The following is a 22292-nucleotide window of genomic DNA, read 5'->3' on the forward strand; positions in this document are numbered from 1 at the left end:
GTGAGCCGCCGTCAGGGCGGAACCCTAAGTGGCCGTTACCGCAGCAATGGATATGCACACAATCCAACCGTGTTGACTGTCAGGCCGCCTTCGCGAGCAAGCCCGCTCCCACAGTTGGGTTGTGGGGTGTCAGGGAGAGAAGTATCGGTTGGCAGGCCGTCATCGCAGGCAAGCCAGCTCCCACAGTTGGATCGCGGCGAGTCAGTTTGATAGGCGTTGGCCGTCACCCCACACTGGCCTCACCGACCAACCAATCCATCAGCTCGACCAACCCAACCGACGGTTCCTTCCCCGGCGGATACACCAAGTAATACCCCATCCCCGTCGACACCCGCAGCTCAAACGGCATCGCCAACCGCCCCGCCTTCAGATCCTCGCCAATCAGCGCACTGTCGCCCATCGCCACCCCAGTGCCCTGGGACGCCACGGTCATTGCCAAGTCCAGGGTTTCAAAGTGATGCCGTTGGATGGGATCGCTCAAGCAGGTATTGGCAGCCTTGAGCCACAGCGTCCAATCGCGCTCGTCTCGGGTCGGGTGCAACAGGACGTGATGCTGCAAATCCTGCGGTGTACGCAAAGTGCCCAGCAACCCAGGCACGCAGACCGGCGTAAGGCGCTCGTCGAACAGATGCCGCGCCTCGGCCGGCTGCTCGGCGATGGGCCCGTAGATCACCGCCGCGTCAAACGGCTCACGACGAAAGTCCACGTTATAGGCCACCGTCGTGGTGAGCTCCACCGGCACATCCTGGCGCTCTTTTTGCCATTGCAACAAGCGCGGTAACAACCAGCGCATCACGCAGGTGGACGCTTTGAGCTGCAAGGTTCGGCGCCGGTCACCGACGTGCTCCACCGCGTCAGCGAGCAAGCCAAACACTTGCTGCGCGCACATCAGCCATTGGCGTCCCTCTTCGGTCAAGCTTAAGCCCCGCGCCTGGCGTTGGAACAAGGCGTAGCCCAACTGGCTTTCCAGCCCGGCAACCTGACGGCTCACCGCACCCTGGGTAATGTGCAATTGCTCGGCGGCACGGGTGAAGTTGCAGCACTGGGCCGTGACCCAGAAGGTGTGCAGCGCGGTTAACGGTGGGAGGCGTTTCATTGGGGCCAGCCATGACGTGAGGACATGCCGAGTATGACTTTTTATCGATTGTTGCCGCCACCGGCCAACCGCTCCAATAGCGCTTCGAATCCCTCACAAGAGCGACCTGTATGGCGACCTGCGGCGAAGTATTGGTGCACCTTCTGGAAAGTTACGGCGTTGACCACGTATTCGGCATTCCCGGCGTGCACACGGTGGAGCTGTACCGGGGCTTGGCGCGTTCCAGCATCCGGCATGTCACCCCGCGCCACGAACAGGGCGCCGGCTTTATGGCCGACGGCTATGCGCGTACCCGCGGCAAGCCGGGGGTGTGCTTTATCATCACCGGCCCTGGGATGACCAATATCACCACAGCCATGGGCCAGGCCTATGCCGACTCGATCCCGATGCTGGTGATTTCCAGCGTGCAGTCACGCAGCCAACTGGGCGGCGGGCGCGGCAAGTTGCATGAGCTGCCGAACCAGAGCGCGCTGGTGGCTGGTGTGGCGGCGTTCTCCCACACCTTGATGTCGGCGGCGGAACTGCCAAGTGTGCTGGCGCGGGCGTTTGCGGTGTTCCAGGCCGGTCGGCCGCGCCCGGTGCATATCGAGATTCCCCTGGATGTACTGGTGGAAAATGCCGACGCGTTGCTGGGCAGCACGCCTGTCAGCGTCGCCCGCGCTGGCGCAGCACCGGCGGCCGTGCAGCAGATGAGCCAGAGGCTGGCTGCCGCCAAGCGCCCGCTGATCCTGGCCGGTGGCGGCGCCATTGACGCAGCCGCCGAACTGACCCGTCTCGCAGAAGCCCTCGGCGCGCCCGTGGCCCTCACCATTAACGCTAAGGGCATGTTGCCCGCCGCGCATCCGCTGCTGATCGGCTCCACGCAAACCCTGCTCGCCACCCGTGCCTTGGTGGCTGAAGCCGACGTGGTGCTGGCCATCGGCACGGAATTGGCCGAAACCGACTACGACGTCACCTTCGCCGGCGGCTTCGACATTCCCGGTGCGCTGCTGCGCGTTGATATCGACCCGGACCAGAACGTGCGCAACTACCCGCCTCAAGTTGCGCTAGTGGCCGACGCACGCATCGCCGCCCAGGCGCTGCTCACCGAAGTGAACCGCCAGCCATTGGCGCCTCGCTCGCCCGATTGGGGCACCGCACGCGTCGCCCGTTTGTGGGCCGAGCTGGAACCTGCATGGGACGCTGCGACGCGCGCGCAAACCCGGTTTCTCAACGTTGTTCTGGAGGAACTGCCCGGCGTGGTGTTCGTGGGCGACTCCACTCAACCGGTGTACAGCGGCAACCTGACCCTGAACCTCAACCACCCACGCCGCTGGTTCAACGCCTCCACCGGGTACGGCACCCTGGGTTATGCCCTGCCCGCCGCCATTGGCGCCTGGCTCGGGCGCGGCGATGGCCAACCGGTGGTGTGCCTGATCGGCGACGGCGGGCTGCAATTCACCCTGCCGGAACTGGCCAGCGCGGTGGAGGCGCGTACACCGGTGATCGTGCTGTTGTGGAATAACCAGGGTTATGAAGAGATCAAGAAGTACATGGTCAACCGTGACATCGAGCCGGTGGGTGTGGACATCTACACACCGGACTTTATCGGTGTGGCCAAGGCCCTGGGCTGCGCGGCGCAGAGCGTCCATAACATTGAAGCATTGCGCACTGCTTTACGTGCTGCCGCCGATCGTCAGGGGCCGACGCTGCTTGAAATCGACCAGGGGCGGTGGGAGTTGCCGAGTCTGTAATCCCGGCCTGACAGTCAACCCATATCTTCCCGACGCCCCGCGATCAAATTGTGGGAGCGGGCTTGCTCGCGAAGGCGGCCTGATAGCCGACGCCCAATGCGCGCTTACCTCACCACTCGGCATCCGCATTTTTTCAATAGCCCCTGCGACTTTCTCATTTGCCCCGCTACACGCTGCATGGCCTGATTCGCCCTTGTTCATTCAAGGCAAGCCCATGGAAAACGTTCAGGCAAAATCCACCACCGCCGTATGGCTGACGGTCAGCGTGGTGCTCGTCGCCCTCAACTTGCGCCCCTCGATGGCAGCCGTGGGGCCGCTGCTGGCGTCAATTCGCGCGGATGTGCCGCTGAGTTTCAGCAGCGCGGCCTTACTGACCATGTTGCCAGTCATGGCCATGGGTCTGGCGATGTTCCTTGGCATGGGCCTGGCCAAGCGCGTGGGCGAGCATCGCAGCATTGTGGTGTCGCTGCTGGTGATTGGGCTGGCGACCGTGTCGCGGCTGTTCCTGGATTCGGCGCTGGAGTTGATCGTGAGTGCCATTGCGGCGGGTGTCGGCATTGCGCTGATCCAGGCATTGATGCCGGCGCTGATCAAGTCGCGGTTCAGCGCCAACGTCTCGTTGTTCATGGGCCTGTATGTCACTGCGATCATGGGCGGCGCGGCACTGGCTGCTTCGTTCTCGCCGTGGGTGCAAGCCCACACCGGTAGTTGGCGTATCGGCCTGGCGATTTGGGCGATGCTGGCGTTGTTGGCCCTGATGTTCTGGTATGCGCAGCGTTCGGCCCTGCCGCCCTTGCCTCAAGCCGGTTCTGGCCCCCAGGAGGCATTTTTCAGCAACCGCCGCGCCTGGTTGCTCGCGATCTTTTTTGGCCTCGGCACAGCGTCCTACACCTGTGTGCTGGCGTGGCTGGCGCCGTACTACGTCGAGCAGGGCTGGAGTGAACAGAATGCCGGCTTGCTGCTCGGCTTCTTGACCGCCATGGAAGTGATCTCCGGCCTGGTCACTCCGGCCATTGCCAACCGCCGCCAGGATAAACGCGGGGTGGTGGCGGTGCTGCTGGTGCTGATCATCCTGGGGTTCTACGGCCTCATTCTCAGCCCGCAACGCTGGAGCCTGTTGTGGCCCTGCCTGCTCGGCCTGGGCATTGGCGGCCTGTTCCCGATGAGCCTGATCCTGTCCCTGGACCACCTCGACAACCCACGTCGCGCCGGTGGCCTTACCGCATTTGTGCAGGGCATCGGTTATCTGATCGCCGGCCTATCGCCGCTGATCGCCGGCATGATCCGCGACCAGTTGGGCAGCTTCGAATGGGCCTGGTGGTCATTGATGGCCGTGAGCGGGCTGATGCTATTGATCGTGATGCGTTTCAACCCGGCGCATTACGCACGGCATATCCGCTGACGTCGTATTACAAACATTTTTTGTCCCACACGAAACATAGAAGGGTCCTACAGAGCTTTCTATTGGTACGGGCGTTCCGTTAACATTTTGCTCAGTCTTGTACTGAGTTCGGTACAAAGGGTTTACGGACGAAACCGATGCTAAACAGTAACTTGCTCAGAAAGCTCGATATGCAGGATTTGATGGTGTTTATCGCCGTCTACGACCAGAGCAGCGTTACCGAGGTGTCCGAAACGCTGTTCGTCAGCCAGTCCACTGTGAGCTACAGCCTGAAGAAGCTGCGCACCAGCTTTGAAGATGAGCTGTTTATCAACACCCGCGCGGGCATGCGCCCTACGTACAAGGCCACCACCATGTACGAGCATGTGCAGAAGATTCTGGAAAGCATCAACCTGTGTCATGCCGGTGGCCAAGCGTTCGACCCGACCCAACAGGCGGTGACCTTCAATGTGTGCGCGCCAGAATATTTCGAACAGTTGATCCTGCCCCGCCTGCTCAAGCGCTTCGACCATGCCGACCTGCCGGTGATCGTCAATGTGCAGAAGCTGGAAACCGAGATCCCCGCCGACGACCTGCGTGAAGGTCGGCTGGACCTGGTGATCTGCTTCGGCCCGCACTTTCACCGCGCCCATAAAGACTTCAAGACCCAGATGCTGTTGGAGGACGACTTGGTCTGCGTATGCGACCAACGCTCGGCGCCCAGGGAACAGGCGTTCAGCCTGCAATCCTTCGTTGAGCGGCGCCACGTATTCCCAACGCCTTGGACCTCCGACACCAACATGATCGACGGCTGGCTCGCCCGCCAGGCCCGCAAGCGCCAGGTGATCGCGCGGGCCAACAGCTACAGCGCGGCATTGAAGATGATTGCCGGCACCGACTTCATCGTCACCCTGCCCCGCCGCGTGCAAAAATTGCTGGCACCGGCGCCGGCATTCGGCGTTTGCGAAGCCCCCAACGGGTTGCCGGGATTCACCCTGGATATGCAGTGGAACGAAACCAGTGGGCAGGACAGCGCCAATACCTGGTTTCGGGAACAAGTGGTGAAGGTGTGTGCGGATCAGGGTTTGTTATAGGAACGCGCCTGATCAAGCTCTCCACACCCTAATCAGATAGCCAGTGATGTTCGGCGCTTAGTGACAGCCTGCGACGCGTCATCCCGAGCGACAGGGTAATCGGTATGGCAGGCGGCTATCACTTTGACCATCCAGGCCAGAAACTGCTTTACGGCACCTGAACGCTCACGCCCCGGCACGCACACGGCTGAAAACTGCGCGCCCGGAATCTTGATGTCGGGTCTGTAAGGAATCAGCAATCCATTCGCAACATAGTCTGCTGCCAAGACCGTGCTCGCCAGCGTCAAGCCATGCCCCGCAATAGCGGCCTGAAGCGCAAAATGCTCATCGTTGTATTCACGATAGACCGCGTTTGATAGCCAACTCTCATGATTCGCAGCCGCGCACCAGGAAGCCCAACTAATTGAAGCGGGCGATGCCGTAGCCCAACGTATATTTATAAGTTTCAACGAAGCTTCAGCTTCTCCTTGCTTCCAATGGGCGTGGGAGAAAACACCAAACTGTTCGCGCATAAGCGCGTGGCTGTACAAGTCTGGAAAATCGCGAAACCCACAACGAATAGCTAAATCAACAGATGAGTCACGAAACAAATCCACCACTTCATTACTGGTTTCAACACTGACATGAATATCTGGATGTTCACTATAAAATTTCGCCAGCCGAGGAATCAACCATAAAGACGCAAATGCCGGCGTGGTAGAAACTCGGAGTGTGTTGGAGTCGGCGGGTGGCTTAAGCGACGACATACTACTGCTTATATCCAAAAAAGAAAGATGCACCTTTGAATATAGCCTCTCACCGTTCGCAGTGAGTTGAACACCATGAGGAGTGCGTACAAAAAGCATACTGCCCAATAAGTTTTCAAGTGTTTTTATTTGTTGTGATACTGCCGCCGGGGTGACAAACAACTCCGCGGAGGCTGCTTTAAACCCACCGAGTCTTGCGGCAGATTCAAATGCTCGAATGGCTGTCAACGGCAATTTTGCGAACATTAATCAATCCCCCTTCCATGGTAAAAAAACTAAGCCAGGCTTACTTTATCTGATTTGCCTTCGCTTTCATAGAAGTGAATTCTAGGCTACGCCACCTAGCCTGTAACAGGAGGCGCGCCGATCGAGAATGTCGAGTGCTTACTGCCAGCGCTTGCGAGCTGACGGAATTCCTTAGTCTAAATAAATGACACTGGCCTATATACGGTCTATCCCTGAGTGCACTTCAGTATTCATGGAGTAGGTCTCGTTGCGCCTTTTTTAGAGCAAATGGTGCATCCATGGAAAAGAACATACCTATCATTGACGTCGGTAGTTTGACGCAGGGCGCAGAGATATCACCACGCCTAGTCAAGGAGATCGACAACGCGTGCAGGGAGGTCGGATTCTTCACCGTCGTCAATCACGGTGTAGATGACACGCTTATTTCAACTGTTTTCTCTCAAATACAATCGTTTTTCGACCTGCCTGTTCAGGCCAAGGAGAAAATCGAAATTCATAAATCTCCCTATATGCGTGGCTACTTCAGCGAAGGCGCTGATAAGTCGGATGGCATATTGGGCGATGTCAAAGAGGGTTTTGACATGGCAGCGGACTTGTCGCTTGACGACGAGTTCGTAAAAGCCAAATTACCTTTTTACGGCCCCAATGTATGGCCAGAGGAATTGCCCGACTTCAAGCTTGCGATGACGGAATATCACTCGCAAATGCTCATATTCGGAAAAAAACTGCTAAACGTGTTTGCCCTTGCGCTCAATATGCCGATCGATTACTTCGATGATAAATTCAAGAAGCCGATGGCCCAATTGAGAGTCCTGCGTTATCCCTCCACTCAATATACACAGGGAGCGCCGATGGGTGCTGGAGAGCACACAGACTTCGGCTGGATAACCATGATCTCGGAAAGTGCCACCGGGGGGCTGGAGGTACAGAGTGCTAACGGCACCTGGATCAAAGTCAAACCCATCCCAAATGCCTTTGTCGTCAATGTCGGGGATCTAATGTCTCGCTGGACGAATGACCGTTACAAAGCAACGCTGCATCGAGTGATAAATACCTCTGGCCAATTACGCCACTCGGCGGCGTTCTTTATGGATCCAGACTACACCGCCAAAGTGGAGTGCCTGCCCAGCTGTTGCGCAGAGGGCAGTCCTGCGAAATACAGAGCGATCATCGCGGGTGAGTACATGGACAAGAGGTTCCTGGAAACCACCACATTTCGTGAACTTGAACCCAACTAGTAGGAGTATTGAACGTGCTAGGTAAAGAATACACATTCTATCTATCAGCGATCGTAGCGATACTGGGCACCGTGGGCTATCACATGCTCATGAAGAAAATACCGTCTACGATCAACCCCTTGGTTTCAATTGTCAGTATCTATGTGGCGATCGTCATCCTGTCCACATTGATGTTGCCGTTTTTTTTGGGCAGTGGAACGTTACTCGCGGGCTTGAAGCAAATGACCTGGCTTCAGGGAGGCATCGCGTTTTGCATCTTGATGATGGAAATCGGCTTCTTGATGATGTATCGCAGTGGATGGGACCTCAGCACGGGCAATATCGTTACCGGCGCCATTATCAATATTGCGCTCGGCTTCATCGGGGTATTTCTGCTTAAAGAAGGACTCTCCTATTTAAACATTGCCGGTGTTTTATTGTGCATCGTCGGCGTGATACTGATCGGCTACAAATCCAGTAGCGGCGATCAACCCTCGGGCGCGGATACTCACGCTGCAGTCTCGCTAGTGCCGCCTTCACTGGCACCAGAAGCAACAGCAAAAGAACCCTAGCCACCCGTACACCTGCACTACATCTTTGGCATTGTGTGCGTGCTCATATTCGAGCCCCGTCGTTAATTCCACATGCGCACGGAAGGGATTACGCCTGTCCAGGCATGATCCGTTGTTCAATGCCAGCCCCCCAACCAGCTCAATAAGCGTTTCGGTGAATTTTGCTCTTGAAGGTGATGAGATGTCTTTACTGTATGCTGATAATTATCTGCGCGCCATCAAAGACGCTAACGTGAAAACCCTGCTTATTTCAATAGCGAAAGAGCGAAAATTATTGCCATCAGTGATTGTACTAAGTGTGATAGCAACCTTCACTGTATGGGGCATATTCCTGGCGTATACTCAACAGATCGTTGCGGCACTCGGTGCGATTATCTTAATTGCCCTTGCGAAGATCTGGTCCTGGTACCTGAGCCACGATTGCGCGCACAATTCTGTTTTCAAGTCGAAGAAAGTCAATGCTGTCGTCGGAGAGTTGCTGTCTTTCCTTAACGGCCTCTCTTTCTTTTCATTTGAAGCCTATAGAAAAGATCATGTTCGCCATCATGCCGAAAAAATTGACATTGGTGGGTTCGATAGTGGTCACTTTGCTGTCGCTCATCCAAGGCTATTTAGTGCGATCATTGTTGCAGAAAAAATATACCTTCCCGCCTTCTACTATTTGATCAAGCTTACCAATATTTACGCTGTGATATTTAGTGGCAGCAGGCGCGAGGTTGCAAGGGGTATTGGAAGCCTGTGCATTTACGTTGTAGCCTTTGCTACGTTTGCCCGGTTCTCCCTGATGCTTGTGCTGGTATGGCAAACCTCCTCCTTCCTGAGGATACACATCGTACGATTTGTCGACTGTTTCCAGCATTCTTTCCAGCAGGTGTATACCGAGGGAGAAAAGCTAACCCATGGAAAACACTACGAAATCCAAAATACCTTCTCCGTACCGGTGGCAAGAAAGTTTACCTTCCTCAATCTGATTATTTTGAATTTTGGTTACCACGCGGCCCACCACTGCTTTCCAACGTGCCCTTGGTATATGTTGCCACACCTTGAAGCTGCAATAATAAAACAGTTGAGGCTTTACGGAGTATCTGACACAAGAGAAGAAAGCACGCCATTCTTCAACTTCTTGACTGCCTATCATCGTGGGCGATTATCAAGAATCATCAGCACCGATGAAGGACAACCCTATGATGCTGATGGCCAATTTACCACCCATCACTTCACCGGTGCGTACACAGATAAGCTCTTAGGTTGAGTCACCCACTCAGGTCGGGCCTTATCGAAGCATGGACACTGTCAGGTCGTGCTTACGGGGCCCCCACCTCAGCGCTTGAAAGTCGTAATTTACTTATAACTTAACTCATGACAAATCAATCAGACCTTTAAAGGAGTGCGTGTGGACGATTCATGTGCAGACGCCAACAGCTTCTGGCTGACGGCCGTTGAAAAAGAGAGTATTCGGGACGCGCTTATAGACATTTGTTACGAGCCAACGGGAGGGCGAGACTACATCCACCTCATTCGCATGACCGCTTATCAAAAGTTTCCTGCGCGACTTCTAAAAAAGCTTGAATCCCTTAAAGATGACGATGCTTCTTATTGTGTATTCGAGAACCTTCCGATTGATAACACATTTGGCAGCCCGCAGGGCGACGCTAATAGCTTGAACTTTAAAAGCGGTTATCTTTCTGAAAATGTGCTGGTTGCCCTGGGCAGTTTGATAGCGGAGCCCTACTCCATCAAGCATGAGGGGCCAAAACTGGTCAATGACTTGGTACCGCATCCGGAGGCCATGGGCGAGTATACCGGCAACGGTTCGGACCTGGAGTTGGACCTGCACACCGAGAATGCCTTTCAGGCTTATGACTCCCGTGGAGACACCTCGCCGCTGGCTCTTTTGCTTCTCGGCGTTCGCGGTGACCCTGCCGGGGTGGGCCCGAAAACCTGGGTTGCCGATGCGAGGGAAGCCCTTCAGGCACTGGAACAGGCCGATATTGAAATCCTATATGGCAAACATTTCATCATTCGTCAGCCCTACCGCTGGAGGAACAGTACCGCAGGCGCGAAAGAAACTCATGTATACCCAATTCTGAGCGGCCCGCTGACTCACCCTAGAGTCACTGCTGCGTTTTACCCGGACATGGTAATTGCCGCTGATCACGAAGCACAAAATACCCTGTTGAGGTTTTACAACGCGCTTAAAAGCGTAGCGCGGCCGCTGGACATTCAACCTGGCAAGTTGGTGTACATCAACAATCGTTTCATGCTCCATTCGCGTGATAAGTTCACCCCCAGTTTCGATCCAGAGGGGCATGCGTACCGTTGGATCCAGCGTTTGTTCATCACTAACAACTTGTGGAACTTCCGCTCATTCAACAAGTGTGGCGCGCGAATCTTCGAACCCGTTACTCGATGATATAAAGAGATAAATTAAATGTCGAACCATAAGCCATATACGTCAATTATTCATAATATAGGCACTTTTCTCACGGGTGATCTCGCAACTCCACTCATTACAGCCGATACCCTCGTCAGTGTTGATGGAATGATCACCTACGTTGGTCAGGCAGTAGATGTAGATTTTTCACACGCAGACCTGCTGATTGACGCCAAACAGAGCACGGTCATGCCAGGTTTGATCGACAACCACACTCACCCGACCCTGGGTGAGTACAGCCCGCGCTCTGGCAACCACAGTTGGATCTGGCACTCCTTGCAGGGCGGCGTGACGAGCATGATCTCTGCCGGTGAAGTGCACGTTCCGGGGCTACCGACCGACAGGGTCGGTACTATCGCCATGGCAATCGCAGCGCAGCGCTCTTTCTCCAATGCGCGCCCTAGCGGAATAAAAATGGAAGCCGGCGCGCCACTGCTCAACGATGAATTTTCGGATGAGGATTTCGCCGCAATGGTTGCTCAAGGCATCAACCAACTGGGAGAGGTCGGGATTGGCCCTGTCAAGTCAGTCAGTCGTGCAGCTGAATTGGTCAAAATGGCTCGCAAACACGGCATGACCTCTATCACCCACACGGGCGGTCCTTCAATTTCTACTTCCCAGAGCATGGGCGCAGAAGAGATCCTTGAAATTGCGCCCGATATCATCGGGCATATCAACGGCGGCTATACCGCACTGGCACCGAGCCAAATCAGATGCCTGTGTGAAGGCTGTCTGGGTGCCTTGGAAATCGTACATAACGGGAACGAGTTCGCGGCGGTCACCACCCTGAATTACGCACGAGAAATGAACCAACTGGACCGTATCGTCATTGGCACAGATTCTCCTGCCGGATGTGGGGTTCCCGCGCTTGGTATGCTCAGGGCAATTGCCTTGCTCAGTAGTTTCGGCGACGTACCACCGGAAAAGGCCGTCTGCTTCGCAACGGGTAACACCGCCAAGGTGCGAAAGTTGAATCGCGGGATTCTGGGCGTCGGAAGAGAAGCCGACATTCTGATCGCCTGCGGGCCTTTGGGAGGAGCGCAACCCAGCGTACTTGGAAGTTTCAGCAGTGGTGACCTTCCAAGTATTACCTCGATTCTGATCGATGGGCGCCTGGTCGTGAGGCAATCCAGGAACTCGCCACCGCCGTCTGTCACACCTGAAATAACTCTGCGTACCTAATAGCAGCGTCCCGAAAGGGACGTCGCCTCGAGAGCACTCATATGCACAGAATTCTGCCCGAAATTACGCGCAGAGGGCCTACCGTACTTGCATGCGGTTGCGCAATTGGATTGGCTATTCCCTATCTTGCAGACTTGGCGAGGCCGTTGCTCCCCGTCATGGTTTTCATATTTGTTCTGGGCACTCTGCTGCGTATTAACAACGCTGAAGTCATCACTGCAGCAAGAAACTTGAAAATATCTCTGATATTTCCAGCCCTGATGGTGGTGGCTTGCCCTTATATTTTTGGAATGCTTTCGCTTTACCTCACCGGCAATCAAGAACTGTCCCTTGCGATAGCCATCGCTGTTGCCGCCCCGCCCGCCAGCGGAAATGCAGCCGTCGCGAGAATGCTCGGGCTTGACCCTTCCATGTCGTTGGTGACTGCACTCTGCTCAATGGCAATTATCCCTGTCACCGCTCCGCTGATACTCCACCTATTCGCTGATGGCCTTTCACTCTCCTTGAACCCTGTTGATCTGGCGATCAGACTGGCCGTGTTGATAGGAGGCGCCGAAGGCGCTGCTATTTTGATACGTCGTTTTTCCCACACCTTCGTCGCCACGCACGGCCTGGCTATTGACGGTATTGTCGTCATCGCGCTTTTCCTCTTTGCAGTAGGCACGATGGCGGGCATGCAGCAGGTAATTCTGGAGACCCCTTCGTTGGCCATCTCAATGATCGCCATCGCCTACTGCATCAACGTTTGCCTGCAGCTTCTCATGGGCTGTTTATATCCCGGATCATTGATCTCCAAGTTCACCATGGCACTCAACGGCGGCAATAGAAATGTTGGACTATTATGGTCTGCTCTTGGTGTCAGCTTATCGCCCACAATGGCGTTGTATTTTGCATGCTGCCAACTGCCTATTCACACCATGCCGAAGATACTGCAGTTTGTTTTACCCAAAATTGAAAGCTATTTGAACAAACTGGTTTTAAGCAAGAACCGAATCTGAGCTATTACCGCCTGGAACAGCATAAAAATGATACTCACGCCAGAAACTATCAGGCAGATTGCCGAACGCTCTTCGCTGGAGTCTACTGCCTGCTCTTGTGTTCGGGGCTTGTCGCAGGGGTGGGAAACCTTACCCAAAACACTCGAGGCGAGCAGCCTATTGCGCTTCATAGGCGAAATATCGAGCGATAGGGCACAAGAACTCAGCCTTGAGGAATACCACCCGAACGGTACCCATTTCTGGTCTGAGGACGCGCCTATCTGCTTTGATTTCTTTCCTTATAATATTTCAAGCATCTGGGGCTGTAAGTGTTGCTCGCGAGCATTCCTCAGGTTTACAGAAGCAGGCGCCTATCACTCCGAGCAACGCATCCGTATTTTGCGTGCGTCGCTGATTAGCAACCCTGTTCAAGAAGAGCACGTTGAGGATTAGCCGTGCTTGAGCCGCCCTCCCTGCCCATAGCACGGATATAAGCCTCAGGCTTTATTCGCTACCAACCCGCGATCACTCATGAAGGCCTCCAGCCGCGAGCGCATCCAGCGTTCCGCCGGGTCGGTGTCGACATGGCTGAGCCACACCATCGACAAATCCAGGGTCGGGGTTTCGAACGGGAACGGCTCGCAGAACAGGTTCCCGCTGGCGGCCATGGCCTGGGCGGTGTAATCCGGCAGGCTGGCGATCATGTCGGTGCCGGCGAGCAAGGCCGGCAACGAGCTGTATTGCGGCACCGAGAGCACCACATGGCGTTTGCGGCCCACCTCGGCCAGCCACTCATCGGCAAACCCGGCCACGTTGGCGGTGTGGGACACCAGCACGTGGGGCCGTGCGCAATATTCGTCGAGGGTCAGCGGTGTGTCCGAGGCATCGGCGCGCAGCAGGCACGGGCGAATGTGCCGCAACAGCTTACGCTTGGCATTGGCCGGCAGCCCGCGGGTCTGGGTGATGCCGACGGTAATGTCGCCGGAAGCCAGCAGGTCGGGAATGCGCCAGTAGTCCACATGCTGCACCACAAACACCACCTGTGGCGCTTCCTGGCGCAAGGCGCGCAGCAAGGGTGGCAGCAGGCCGAACTCCACATCATCGGACAGGCCGATGCGGAAAGTCATGGTGCTGATGGACGGGTCGAAATCATGGGTCAGGCTCAGGGCCGAAGACAGCGAATCCAAGGCCGGCGACAGGTGCTGGATGATCTCCTCCGCGCGCGCCGTAGGCTCCATGCGATGGCCGACACGAATAAACAGCGGGTCGTTGAACAGGGTACGCAGGCGGTTGAGGGCCGAACTGATGGTCGGTTGGCCGAGAAACAGCTTCTCCGCCACCCGCGTCACATTGCGCTCGAGCATCAGTGCTTCGAAGACCACCATCAGGTTGATGTCGGCCTTGCGTAATTCATTGCGATTCATCGGCGCCTGCCCCTTTCCCCAAGACAAGCGGCAGTTTAGGAAGGCTGGGGAGCTGCGTCTATGTGCACGGTAAAACATGTGGGAGCGGGCTTGCTCGCGAAGGCAATGGTTCAGCCGACGACTCCGTTGACTGACACACCGCCTTCGCGAGCAAGCCCGCTCCCACAATTAGACCGCGTTTTACCTGATGCTCAGGGCTTTAGCGGGCGCTCCTGGTCACGTTCGGAAAGCTCGGTGCCGTCGTCCGGATGCTTCCAGGTTTGCGGTTTTTCGTCTTCGCGCGGCTGCCGGGGTTCTTCACGCTCCGGCTTGTTGTGCTGCTGTTCGTTCCCCATAGCGACCTCCGCCGATAAGAATTGGACCCAGGTTCAAGCATAGAACACGGCAGGCCATTTTGAAGCTGGCTCAGATTGATAGCCAACACACATCAATCAATCCAAATTTGTCACTTATCATTTCTAAATGTGTCAGCCACTATCCCAAGTCTTAAGCGAAACAAGCACTTTAAAAAGAACGCTGGAGACACAAAACCATGACGACCCCTTCCCGGCCTGCGGCTGCCCCCTCGAAAGTAGGCGCGGTATTGCGCGTTACTTCGGGCAACTTCCTCGAACAGTTCGACTTCTTCCTGTTCGGTTTCTACGCCACCTATATCGCTGCCGCGTTCTTCCCGGCCGCTAATGAGTTTGCGTCATTAATGATGACCTTCGCCGTGTTCGGCGCGGGCTTCCTGATGCGGCCATTGGGCGCGATTATTCTGGGTGCCTATATCGATGACGTGGGCCGTCGCAAAGGCTTGATCGTGACCTTGTCGATCATGGCCAGCGGTACGCTGCTGATCGTGCTGGTGCCGAGTTATCAGACCATCGGCCTATGGGCACCGTTTCTGGTGCTGTTGGGGCGCCTGCTGCAAGGCTTCTCGGCCGGCGCGGAACTGGGTGGCGTGTCGGTGTACCTGTCCGAAATGGCCACGCCGGGCCGTAAAGGCTTCTACACCAGCTGGCAGTCGGGTAGCCAACAGATCTCTATCGTCGTTGCCGCGGCCCTGGGTTATGGCCTCAACGTGTGGATGGAACCTGCGGTGGTGGCTGATTGGGGCTGGCGGATTCCGTTTGCCGTCGGTTGCGTGATCATTCCGTTTATCTTTGTGCTGCGTCGCAACCTGCAGGAAACCGAAGAGTTCGCCAACCGCAAGCATCGCCCGACCATGCGTGAAGTGATGGCGACCTTGGTGAAGAACTGGACCGTGGTCATCGGCGGCATGCTGATGGTGGCCATGACCACCACCGCGTTCTACCTGATCACCGTGTACGCACCGACCTTCGGTAAAACCGTGTTGCACCTGAGCACCTCGGACGCCTTGCTGGTGACCTTGCTGGTTGCGATCTCGAACTTTTTCTGGCTGCCGATCGGCGGCACGTTAAGCGACCGCTTCGGCCGCAAACCAGTGCTGATCGCCATGACGGTGCTGACTGTCCTTACGGCTTATCCGGCATTGTCCTACGTGGTCAACGCACCAAGCTTTGCGCACATGCTGGAAACCCTGCTGTGGTTCTCGTTCCTGTATGGCATGTACAACGGCGCGATGATCCCGGCGCTCACCGAAATCATGCCGGTGGAAGTGCGTGTGGCGGGTTTCTCCCTGGCCTACAGCCTGGCGACCGCAGTGTTCGGTGGCTTTACCCCGGCGATCTCCACCTGGTTCATACATATCACTGAAGACAAGGCTTCACCTGCATATTGGATGATCTTCGCCGCGCTGTGTGCCTTGTGTTCGACCCTGGCGTTGTATCGCCGCGCCAATACCCGTGGCCAAGTCATGCAGGAGGCAGCGCAATGAAGCCGCTGGTCAAGACCCTCACTGCTGTCGTCCTCGGCACCCTGGCGCTGACCGCCCAGGCCGAACAACTCAAAGTCATGACCTCGGGTGGCTTCACCGCCGCCTATAAATTGCTCGGCCCGCAATACGCCGAGCAAAGCGGTGACACCCTCGACACCATCCTCGGCCCGTCCATGGGCAAGGCGCCGGAAGCGATTCCTAACCGCCTGGCCCGTGGCGAGCACGCCGATGTGGTGATCATGGTCGGCTATGCCCTGGATGAGCTGATCAAACAAGGCAAAGTCGACCCCGCCTCGCGCGTGGAATTGGCAGACTCGCGGATCGGCCTGGTGGTGAAGGAAGGTGCGGCCAAACCTGCGATCAGTACCGATGCCGAGCTCAAGGCTGTGCTGAGCCAAGCCAAGTCGGTGGCCTATTCGGATAGCGCCAGCGGCGTGTATGTCGAGAAGGAACTGTTCAAGAAGCTCGGCATGCCGGCCAAGGGCACCATGATCGAACGCGTGCCGGTGGGCGAACAGGTGGCCAAGGGTGATTACGAGGTCGGCTTGCAGCAAGTGGCGGAGTTGTTGCCAGTCAAGGGTGTAACGTTTGTGGGCAAGATCCCGGAAGACGTGCAGTCCGTTACCCGTTTTGCCGCCGGTATTCCGGTGAACGCCGAACACCCGGAGCAGGCCAAGGCCCTGTTGCAGTTCATGGCATCGCCCGAGGCCCAGCCGGAAGTGCAATCCACCGGCCTGGACTCGGTGTCACGCTGACCGGAACGGCATCTCCCGCACCAAGCGCTCCAACTCCAACGCCGCTGGTGGCAACGTCCGCCCGCGGCGCTTGATCAAGCCCACATTGCGCAGTACGTGAGGCTCCACCAGCGGCACACTGACCAGAATCGGGTGAGTGTGCGCCGGCATCGCAATCGACGGCACCATCGCCACGCCCAGCCCCGCCTCCACCAGCCCGATCATCGTGGTCACATGGTGGGTCTCGCAGATACTCGGCTTTTTCACCCGCACCCCACGCAGGGCCTGGTCGAGCAGGAAGCGGTTGCCCGACGTCTTGTCCACCTCAATGTAGTCATGCTCATAAGCCTCGGTCCAGCTCACGCTGTCACGCGCAGCCAGAGGGTGATCCCGCCGGCAGGCCAGCACGTAGCGCTCCTGCAGCAGCAACTCGAATTCCACCTCATCGGCCAGGCTGCCGCTGAAACTCACGCCAAAGTCTGCCTCGCCGCTGGCCACCGCATTGCACACCTCGCCGGCACTGGCATCCAGCACCCGCAGGCGAATCTTCGGATACAGCTTGTGGAATTCGGAGATCACGTGGGGCATGAAGTAATACGCGGTAGACGGCACACAGGCGATGGTGACGTTGCCCATGCGTGTGGACGCGACGTTGCTGATGCCCATCAAGGCGATGTCCAGATCATCGAGCATTCGCTCCACCTGGGGCAAAAACGCGCGCCCGACCATGGTCAGGCTGACCCGCCGCGTAGTGCGTTCGAACAACTTTACATCCAGCGCCGATTCGAGCTTTTCGATACGCCGACTGAGGGCCGGTTGCGAGATACGGATGGCCTCGGCAGCGCCACGAAAACTGCCCTTGTCCACCACGGCGCGGAAGGCTTGGAGGTCGTTGAGGTCGAAGTTGATGATCACGGGAGGCAGGCCAAAGGTGGTCGAGGTGGCGAGCATTATCGTATGGGAGCCGGTGGGACGCCATGTGTGCCGAGAGGGTTTGTCGAGATCATCCTGTTACACATATGAAGTCATACATATCAGCAGGTTATCGGCCGCCTGCGGCCACGCGATCGCCAAAACGGGTCAATACTTGGAGCCTGACCTACACAACTGGAGACGTAGCAACTCATGCAAACCTACCCCTTCTGGATGGACGACGAAGTGCCGGGCATCGGCATCGATCAGTTGCTTCTTGCATCGCGCCAATGGTCGAGTAGGATTGAATCCTACTCACCTGCGGCGGATACCCCCATGCGCTCAACCCAGCAAATGAGCATCACCTTGCCCCTTGAAATGGCAGCACTGGTCAAAGCCAAGGTGGCTGCCGGCGAATATGCCAGCGAAAGTGAAGTGATTCGCGACGGCCTGCGGGCGTTGCTGGCGCGTGACCGCGCCATGGAAGACTGGCTCAGAGACGAAGTCATCCCAGCAGCGACCGCCCTTGAGGCGAAGCCTGAGCTTGGGTTATCGCCAGAACAGGTCCGCGAACATATGGCGGCCAGACGTCAGCGCAAAGGCACAAGGGAAGCGTGAGCTACTCGGTAGTTTTTTCGCCCGAGGTCTTGGCGCAACTCGATGCACTCGAAGACTACATCAGCGATGTCGGCTCCCCTCCTGTAGCAGCGCGTTTTATCGACAATCTTGTCAGCTACTGCGAAAGCCTTGCCCTGTTTCCCTTGCGTGGAGTGCGCCGTGACGACCTGCTGAAAGACTTGCGCATCACTCACTATCGTCGCAGCACCATTATTGCTTTCAGGGTGAGGCCTGACTTCAAAACGGTGTCGATAGTGGGGATGTTTTACGGCGGGCAAGACTACACGGCGTGGTTGCACGCAGGTGAGAACGAGCACCCAACAAGGACTGAAAAGCCTGCTGAAAACTGATCAGCAGGCTTTTAGCGTCTTCCAGGCTGTTGGCGTACTGAAAAACGCCTGCGCATTACTATTCAACGTCTCCAGGTGATAACCACCCTCCTGCACGATCAGGCACGGCAGCCCCAGCCCTCGAATGTACTGCCCCAACCGCGCAAAACCTTCCCGCGTCACCGCGACTTTGCTTTGTGGGTCCAGCTCGTAGATATCAAAACCCAGTGACAACACCAGCACATCCGCCGAGAAGTCCTTCACCGCTGCCAGAGCCTGCTCCAGCTTTTCGAAGAACACCGCTTCGCTGGCACCATGGGCCATCGGCAGGTTGAGGTTGTACCCTTCGCCGGCGCCGTTGCCTTTTTCCTCGGCAAAGCCTGCCACGCCCGGATAGAAGTTGGTCGGGTCGCCGTGGATCGACACATACAGCACGTCATCGCGGTCGTAGAAAATTTCCTGGATGCCTTGGCCGTGATGCATGTCGGTATCGAGCACGGCGACACGCTGGAAACCTTGGCGCAGCGCTTGCGCAGCCACGGCCGCATTGTTGATGTAACAGAAGCCACCGGCCGCGTCGAAGCGGGCGTGATGGCCCGGGGGCCGGCACAAGGCATAGGCGGCAGGTGCGCCATCGAGGATGTCACCCGCTGCGGCAACGGCGCTCTGGGCTGACCAATAAGCCGAGCGCCAGGTCAGCTCACCGATGGGGCAACTGCCATCGGCCAGGTAGCGCGCAGCCTGGGCCAGGATGCCGCGCAGGGCATTGGGTTCACGTACGAAGATGTTGGACATGACTTCGTCGCCCCAGTCTTCGGGGATCTCTTTCCAGCGCTGATGAGCTTCTTGAAGAAAAGCCAGGTAGGCGCCACCGTGCACGGCGAGCAACGGATCCAGACCGTAATCGGCTGGTTGATGGATATCGAAGCCCAGGGTTTGCGCAGCCAGCAACAGGTTGCGCGCACGCTCGGGAACCTCCTGGGGCGTGCGCATCTGGCCGCGGGAGTAGTAGCTACGCGGGTGATGCAGGAGTTGTTCGGGGTGAAAAAACGTCTTCATGAGTTGCTCCTGGATAAACACAGAACCTGTGGGAGCTGGCTTGCCTGCTCCCACAGGGGCATGGCGTCAGCCTTCAGAAATGAACACGCCCGGCGCGTTTCAACACGGCGTTGAGCAAGACATCGGTGCCCTGGCGCACATCGTCGGGCAAGACATCTTCGGCTTCGTTGTGGCTGAGGCCGCCGACGCAGGGGATGAAGATCATCGCGGTGGGGCAATAGCGCGCCAGGTGAATCGCATCGTGGCCGGCGCCGCTGACGATGGTCTGCTGGCTGTAGCCCAAAGCGTCCACCGCAGCCTGCACGCAGGCCACGCACTCGGCGTCGAACGGCGTGGCCGGGCTGACCCAGTGCGGTGTGATGGCGACGCTCAGGCCACGGTGGTCAGCGATTGCCTGCAGGCGTGCGCGCACTTGCTGCTCCATGGCGTCGATATCGGCGTCGCGATGATGGCGCAGGTCGACGGTAAAATTGAGCAAGCCGGGAATGGTGTTGCGCGACGACTTGGCGATGCTCAGCTCACCCACAGTGGTGAGGCCCTGCGGGGCAAAATCGGCGGCGAGGTTTTCCAGGGCCTGGATCATTTTCGCCGCGCCGTACAGCGCATCTTTACGCAACGGCATTGGCGTGGTGCCGGCATGCGCAGCCATGCCTTCGACCCGCACATCGAGCCAGCGAATCGCTTGACCACCGGTGACTACGCCGATGCTGTTGGCGTTGTCTTCCAGGATCGGGCCTTGCTCGATATGCGCCTCAAAATACGCATCCACTGCGCCACCCAACGGGCGCTCACCATTGTAGCCGGTGGTGCGCAACGCCTCGGCCACGCTGATACCATCGACATCGGCGGTGGCCAGTGCCTTGTCCAAGGCGAGCGTGCCGGTGAATACCGCCGAGCCCAGCATGGCCGGGGTGAAACGGGCGCCCTCCTCGTTGGTCCACACCGCAATTTCCAACGGCTTGCGCGTCTGGATGCCGTGGTCGTCGAGGCTGCGGATCACCTCCAGGCCAGCCAACACGCCGTACACCCCATCGAAACGTCCGCCTTCGGGCTGGGTATCCAGATGGCTGCCCATCATCACCGGGGCGGCGTCCTTATCGGTGCCGGCGCGGCGAGCGAACAGGTTGCCGATAGCGTCCACGCTCAACGTCAGGCCAGCTGCTTTACACCAGTGGCTGAATAGCTCCCGACCGGCCTTGTCTTCAGCGCTCAATGCCAGACGGCAGCTGCCACCGCGTGCCGTCGCGCCGATCTCGGCCATGGCCATCAGGCTATGCCACAGGCGCTCACCATTAATCTTCAACATTGCTGACTCCCTCAACTGTGTGCCATTTCCAGGCGGTGGGCCGTGGCGTGGCGGCGGGACAAAGCGAGTACGCACACCAACGACACCGCTGCGATGACGCTGTAGAAAACCGCCATCGGCCACCATTGGCCCAGGTATTGATGGGCCAGCCAGGTGCCGATCAGCGGCGTCAAACCACCGGCCAACGCGCCACACACCTGATAGGCCAAAGAGATCGCGGTGTAACGCACACGGGTTTCAAACAGGCCGCTGACGTAACCCGCGATCACGGCGTAGAACGACGCCATGCACACTACCGCCAAGGCAATACCAAAGATGATCAAGGGCGCCTGGCCGCTGCTGACCAAGACGAACATCGGATACGGCGAAGCCATTGCCAGTACGCACATGGCGCACAGGAACCGCGTAGCGCCGACCTTCTCCGCCACCCAGGCGGCCAGCGGCTGAACGCAGAACTGGATAATGGCAACGAAGAACAGGCATTCCAGAATCAGCGATCGCGGTAGGTCCAATTGCTGAGTGCTGTAGGCAATCATGAAGGTGTTGGTGAAATACACGCCGGCAATCCCCAACGTGTTGGCGCCAATGCACAGCAACAGGGGGCGCCAAGCCGTCTTCAGCACTTCCAGCACGGGGGCTTGGTCTTTCTTGATGGCGCGGGCTTTTTCCGCCAGGGCTTTGTCTTCGAGGAACTCCGGCGACTCGTTCACACCCAGGCGAATCGCCAGGCCGACCACCAGCAGCAAGGCACTGGCCAGGAACGGCAGGCGCCAGCCCCAACTGAGCAGATCCTCTTCTGGCAGACGGGTCACAGCGCTGAACGCCAGCAAGGAAAGGATCAAACCGGCCGGGCTACCCAATTGCGCGAAGGATGCAAAGAAGTTACGGCGCCCCTTTGGCGCATGTTCCCCGGCCATCAGCACCGCCCCGCCCCACTCGCCACCGACCGCGATGCCCTGCACCACGCGCAGCAAAATCAGCAACACCGGGGCCGCAGCGCCGATCTGCGCATAGGTCGGTAACAGGCCGATACACACCGTCACCACGCCCATCATCACGAGGGTAATCACCAGGGACTTCTTGCGCCCGATGCGGTCGCCGATATGGCCGAACACCACGCCACCCAACGGCCGTGCGAAAAAGCCCACGGCGAAGGTGCCGAATGCGGCCATGGTGCTGAACAGTTTATCGTCGGAAGGGAAGAACAGCTGACCGAACACCAGCGCGGCGGCGGTAGCGTAGATGTAAAAGTCGTACCACTCGATCATGGTGCCGATAAAGGCGGCGGCCGCGGCACGGCGAGGCTGCGGCGAAGCGGAAGGCTTCATGGGGCTGGCTCCTTTGGTTATTTTTTTGGCAGGAGAAGGTCAAACCAGTGCGCTCTGGTGGCGC

The 22292-nt window shown here is 57.5% G+C and carries 21 protein-coding genes; 13 read left to right on the plus strand and 8 right to left on the minus strand.

Annotation, left to right across the window (positions count from 1 at the left end; genetic code table 11):
• Positions 1-223: 223 nt before the first annotated feature.
• Entirely contained in the window at positions 224-1096 is an 873-nt protein-coding gene (locus QK296_RS22530; protein WP_057710833.1) for a LysR substrate-binding domain-containing protein, read from the minus strand.
• 110 nt (positions 1097-1206) lie between these two features.
• Here QK296_RS22530 and QK296_RS22535 point away from each other — a divergent pair, with 110 nt between their 5' ends.
• From QK296_RS22535 to QK296_RS22545, 3 genes are all read left to right on the plus strand, one after another.
• Positions 1207-2829 carry a 5-guanidino-2-oxopentanoate decarboxylase gene (locus QK296_RS22535; RefSeq protein ID WP_212613937.1) on the plus strand — a complete coding sequence of 541 codons (1623 nt, stop codon included), beginning with the start codon at positions 1207-1209 and terminating at the stop codon, positions 2827-2829.
• Between the two features lie 214 nt (positions 2830-3043).
• Entirely contained in the window at positions 3044-4231 is a 1188-nt protein-coding gene (locus QK296_RS22540; protein WP_120247657.1) for a cyanate transporter, read from the plus strand.
• 137 nt (positions 4232-4368) lie between these two features.
• Positions 4369-5304, plus strand: a complete 936-nt coding sequence (locus QK296_RS22545) for a LysR family transcriptional regulator (protein WP_034135092.1) — start codon at positions 4369-4371, stop codon at positions 5302-5304.
• Positions 5305-5336: 32 nt separating this feature from the next.
• Here QK296_RS22545 and QK296_RS22550 read toward each other — a convergent pair whose 3' ends face one another.
• Complete coding sequence (locus QK296_RS22550) at positions 5337-6296, minus strand: LysR substrate-binding domain-containing protein (RefSeq protein ID WP_057710831.1); 960 nt, start codon at positions 6294-6296, stop codon at positions 5337-5339.
• 278 nt (positions 6297-6574) lie between these two features.
• Between QK296_RS22550 and QK296_RS22555 the strand changes: the two genes are divergently transcribed.
• The 6 genes from QK296_RS22555 to QK296_RS22580 all read left to right on the plus strand — a co-directional run bounded on the left by QK296_RS22555 (position 6575) and on the right by QK296_RS22580 (position 12699).
• Positions 6575-7534, plus strand: a complete 960-nt coding sequence (locus QK296_RS22555) for a 2-oxoglutarate and iron-dependent oxygenase domain-containing protein (RefSeq protein WP_057710830.1) — start codon at positions 6575-6577, stop codon at positions 7532-7534.
• 14 nt (positions 7535-7548) lie between these two features.
• Positions 7549-8085, plus strand: coding sequence for a hypothetical protein (locus QK296_RS22560; RefSeq protein ID WP_050547331.1), 537 nt, complete (start codon positions 7549-7551; stop codon positions 8083-8085).
• Positions 8086-8197: 112 nt separating this feature from the next.
• Complete coding sequence (locus tag QK296_RS22565; protein WP_169855449.1) at positions 8198-9337, plus strand: fatty acid desaturase; 1140 nt, start codon at positions 8198-8200, stop codon at positions 9335-9337.
• A 141-nt stretch (positions 9338-9478) separates the two neighbouring features.
• Positions 9479-10498 (plus strand): TauD/TfdA family dioxygenase, encoded by a 1020-nt coding sequence (locus tag QK296_RS22570; RefSeq protein WP_282391320.1) that lies wholly within the window; start codon positions 9479-9481, stop codon positions 10496-10498.
• Between the two features lie 18 nt (positions 10499-10516).
• Positions 10517-11701: an amidohydrolase family protein gene (locus QK296_RS22575; protein WP_034135089.1), complete on the plus strand. Its 1185-nt coding sequence runs from the start codon at positions 10517-10519 to the stop codon at positions 11699-11701.
• A 41-nt stretch (positions 11702-11742) separates the two neighbouring features.
• On the plus strand, positions 11743-12699 hold the full coding sequence (locus tag QK296_RS22580) for a hypothetical protein (protein ID WP_003189555.1): 957 nt from the start codon (positions 11743-11745) through the stop codon (positions 12697-12699).
• A 476-nt stretch (positions 12700-13175) separates the two neighbouring features.
• Here the strand turns inward: QK296_RS22580 and QK296_RS22585 are convergent, their stop codons facing one another.
• Positions 13176-14102, minus strand: coding sequence for a LysR substrate-binding domain-containing protein (locus QK296_RS22585; RefSeq protein ID WP_003189553.1), 927 nt, complete (start codon positions 14100-14102; stop codon positions 13176-13178).
• A 191-nt stretch (positions 14103-14293) separates the two neighbouring features.
• The gene (locus QK296_RS22590) at positions 14294-14437 is read right to left on the minus strand and encodes a hypothetical protein (RefSeq protein WP_003189552.1); all 144 of its coding nucleotides are present in this window, start codon (positions 14435-14437) and stop codon (positions 14294-14296) included.
• Positions 14438-14634: 197 nt separating this feature from the next.
• Here QK296_RS22590 and QK296_RS22595 point away from each other — a divergent pair, with 197 nt between their 5' ends.
• On the plus strand, positions 14635-15942 hold the full coding sequence (locus tag QK296_RS22595; protein ID WP_003189550.1) for an MFS transporter: 1308 nt from the start codon (positions 14635-14637) through the stop codon (positions 15940-15942).
• Positions 15939-16697, plus strand: coding sequence for a substrate-binding domain-containing protein (locus QK296_RS22600; protein ID WP_034135088.1), 759 nt, complete (start codon positions 15939-15941; stop codon positions 16695-16697). The genes QK296_RS22595 and QK296_RS22600 overlap by 4 nt, the downstream gene beginning before the upstream one ends.
• Here the strand turns inward: QK296_RS22600 and QK296_RS22605 are convergent.
• Positions 16689-17591, minus strand: coding sequence for a LysR family transcriptional regulator (locus tag QK296_RS22605; RefSeq protein WP_032901014.1), 903 nt, complete (start codon positions 17589-17591; stop codon positions 16689-16691). The genes QK296_RS22600 and QK296_RS22605 overlap by 9 nt on opposite strands.
• A gap of 333 nt (positions 17592-17924) precedes the next feature.
• On the opposite strand from QK296_RS22605, the gene QK296_RS22610 reads away from it, so the two are divergent.
• Both QK296_RS22610 and QK296_RS22615 read left to right on the plus strand, forming a co-directional pair.
• Positions 17925-18206 carry a type II toxin-antitoxin system ParD family antitoxin gene (locus tag QK296_RS22610; protein ID WP_164692268.1) on the plus strand — a complete coding sequence of 94 codons (282 nt, stop codon included), beginning with the start codon at positions 17925-17927 and terminating at the stop codon, positions 18204-18206.
• Positions 18203-18556 carry a type II toxin-antitoxin system RelE/ParE family toxin gene (locus tag QK296_RS22615; protein WP_094775217.1) on the plus strand — a complete coding sequence of 118 codons (354 nt, stop codon included), beginning with the start codon at positions 18203-18205 and terminating at the stop codon, positions 18554-18556. Before QK296_RS22610 ends, QK296_RS22615 begins: the two co-directional genes overlap by 4 nt.
• Here the strand turns inward: QK296_RS22615 and QK296_RS22620 are convergent, their stop codons facing one another.
• From QK296_RS22620 to QK296_RS22630, 3 genes are all read right to left on the minus strand, one after another.
• On the minus strand, positions 18557-19594 hold the full coding sequence (locus QK296_RS22620; protein WP_094775216.1) for a histone deacetylase family protein: 1038 nt from the start codon (positions 19592-19594) through the stop codon (positions 18557-18559). It lies immediately after the preceding gene.
• A gap of 73 nt (positions 19595-19667) precedes the next feature.
• Positions 19668-20900, minus strand: coding sequence for a Zn-dependent hydrolase (locus QK296_RS22625; RefSeq protein ID WP_003189541.1), 1233 nt, complete (start codon positions 20898-20900; stop codon positions 19668-19670).
• 11 nt (positions 20901-20911) lie between these two features.
• The gene (locus QK296_RS22630; protein ID WP_034135086.1) at positions 20912-22228 is read right to left on the minus strand and encodes an MFS transporter; all 1317 of its coding nucleotides are present in this window, start codon (positions 22226-22228) and stop codon (positions 20912-20914) included.
• Positions 22229-22292: the final 64 nt, after the last annotated feature.

The organism is Pseudomonas sp. AL10 (assembly GCF_029960685.1).
Classification (GTDB): Bacteria; Pseudomonadota; Gammaproteobacteria; order Pseudomonadales; family Pseudomonadaceae; genus Aquipseudomonas; species Aquipseudomonas lactis.

Coding starts and splice junctions, on each gene's coding strand:
- QK296_RS22530 (WP_057710833.1), bottom strand. CDS start 1,096: ATGAAACGCCTCCCACCGTTAACCGCGCTGCACACCTTCTGGGTCACG.
- QK296_RS22535 (WP_212613937.1), top strand. CDS start 1,207: ATGGCGACCTGCGGCGAAGTATTGGTGCACCTTCTGGAAAGTTACGGC.
- QK296_RS22540 (WP_120247657.1), top strand. CDS start 3,044: ATGGAAAACGTTCAGGCAAAATCCACCACCGCCGTATGGCTGACGGTC.
- QK296_RS22545 (WP_034135092.1), top strand. CDS start 4,369: ATGCTAAACAGTAACTTGCTCAGAAAGCTCGATATGCAGGATTTGATG.
- QK296_RS22550 (WP_057710831.1), bottom strand. CDS start 6,296: ATGTTCGCAAAATTGCCGTTGACAGCCATTCGAGCATTTGAATCTGCC.
- QK296_RS22555 (WP_057710830.1), top strand. CDS start 6,575: ATGGAAAAGAACATACCTATCATTGACGTCGGTAGTTTGACGCAGGGC.
- QK296_RS22575 (WP_034135089.1), top strand. CDS start 10,517: ATGTCGAACCATAAGCCATATACGTCAATTATTCATAATATAGGCACT.
- QK296_RS22580 (WP_003189555.1), top strand. CDS start 11,743: ATGCACAGAATTCTGCCCGAAATTACGCGCAGAGGGCCTACCGTACTT.
- QK296_RS22585 (WP_003189553.1), bottom strand. CDS start 14,102: ATGAATCGCAATGAATTACGCAAGGCCGACATCAACCTGATGGTGGTC.
- QK296_RS22590 (WP_003189552.1), bottom strand. CDS start 14,437: ATGGGGAACGAACAGCAGCACAACAAGCCGGAGCGTGAAGAACCCCGG.
- QK296_RS22595 (WP_003189550.1), top strand. CDS start 14,635: ATGACGACCCCTTCCCGGCCTGCGGCTGCCCCCTCGAAAGTAGGCGCG.
- QK296_RS22600 (WP_034135088.1), top strand. CDS start 15,939: ATGAAGCCGCTGGTCAAGACCCTCACTGCTGTCGTCCTCGGCACCCTG.
- QK296_RS22610 (WP_164692268.1), top strand. CDS start 17,925: ATGCGCTCAACCCAGCAAATGAGCATCACCTTGCCCCTTGAAATGGCA.
- QK296_RS22620 (WP_094775216.1), bottom strand. CDS start 19,594: ATGAAGACGTTTTTTCACCCCGAACAACTCCTGCATCACCCGCGTAGC.
- QK296_RS22625 (WP_003189541.1), bottom strand. CDS start 20,900: ATGTTGAAGATTAATGGTGAGCGCCTGTGGCATAGCCTGATGGCCATG.
- QK296_RS22630 (WP_034135086.1), bottom strand. CDS start 22,228: ATGAAGCCTTCCGCTTCGCCGCAGCCTCGCCGTGCCGCGGCCGCCGCC.